This window comes from Bradyrhizobium embrapense (assembly GCF_001189235.2).
GTDB lineage: Bacteria > Pseudomonadota > Alphaproteobacteria > Rhizobiales > Xanthobacteraceae > Bradyrhizobium > Bradyrhizobium embrapense.
The window spans coordinates 1-910 of record NZ_LFIP02000033.1 but is presented as its reverse complement, the minus strand read 5'-3'; the positions used below and the strand labels follow the sequence as shown (position 1 = coordinate 910).

The following is a 910-nucleotide window of genomic DNA, read 5'->3' as shown; positions in this document are numbered from 1 at the left end:
CCTTGCGGATGACGCTGGAGTCATCGACAACAAGACACGTTCTCATCTGCGACCTCTACTTCCTCATCCCCGGCGGGATGTTTCAGTTCTTCTGTTCTATCGGCCCGTCTCAGGCCGCCTTGGCATCAGGCACCAGTTCGAGCACGCGATCGATATCGAGGACGACCATGAGCTGGCCGTCGAGGCGGTGGACGCCGCCGGCGAGCTTGGCCATGCGGGGATCGAGGTTGACCGGGTTGTCCTCACGGCCGTCGTCGGGCAGCCGCAACACCTCGCCGATCTGGTCGATCAAAAGGCCGTAAGATTCGCCGCGCTGGTCGACGCCGACCGCCATCGGCAACTGGCCGTCGTCGGCCTTCGGCAGCCCGAGCCGGGCGCGCATGTCGACCACGGTGACGATGCGGCCGCGCAGGTTGAGCACGCCGGCGATCTCGCTGGAGGCCAGCGGCACCCGCGTCAGCCGCTCCGGCATGAACACGTCCTGCACCCGCGAGATCGGCAGCCCGAACAGCTGCCCGCCGATCACGGCGGTGACGTATTCGGCCATCGCGCCCTCACTGGTCTCGGTCTTGCTGGTCATCGATTGGTTTCCTTGCATCCGCTCAGGCCGCCCGGCGCAGTTCGGCGGTCTGCTCTTTCAGCGCCGCGATCAGCCCGGGACGGTCGAACTTGGCGACATAGTCGTGGAAGCCGGCCTGCCGGCCGCGCTCGATCGCCGCCGGCGACACCATCGCCGACAGCGCGATGATCGGCAGCCCGACCAGGTTGTGGTCGCTGCGGATGTTCTCGGCGAACTCGAAGCCGTTCATCTCGGGCATCTCGATGTCGGTCAGCACGACGTCGAACGCCTGCCCCGAGCGCAGCGCCGCGAGCCCTTCCTGGGCATTCGGTGCGGTCCGCACCTTGTAGC

Annotated in this window: 2 protein-coding genes; both read right to left on the bottom strand. The window is 66.8% G+C overall.

Annotated features, from left to right (window positions below):
- Window positions 1-109 precede the first annotated feature (109 nt).
- Window positions 110-580, bottom strand: coding sequence for a chemotaxis protein CheW (locus AKN83_RS38010; RefSeq protein WP_063695760.1), 471 nt, complete (start codon window positions 578-580; stop codon window positions 110-112).
- A 22-nt stretch (window positions 581-602) separates the two neighbouring features.
- Window positions 603-910: response regulator (locus AKN83_RS38005; protein WP_157113770.1), on the bottom strand; the 308-nt coding region annotated here is incomplete at its 5' end.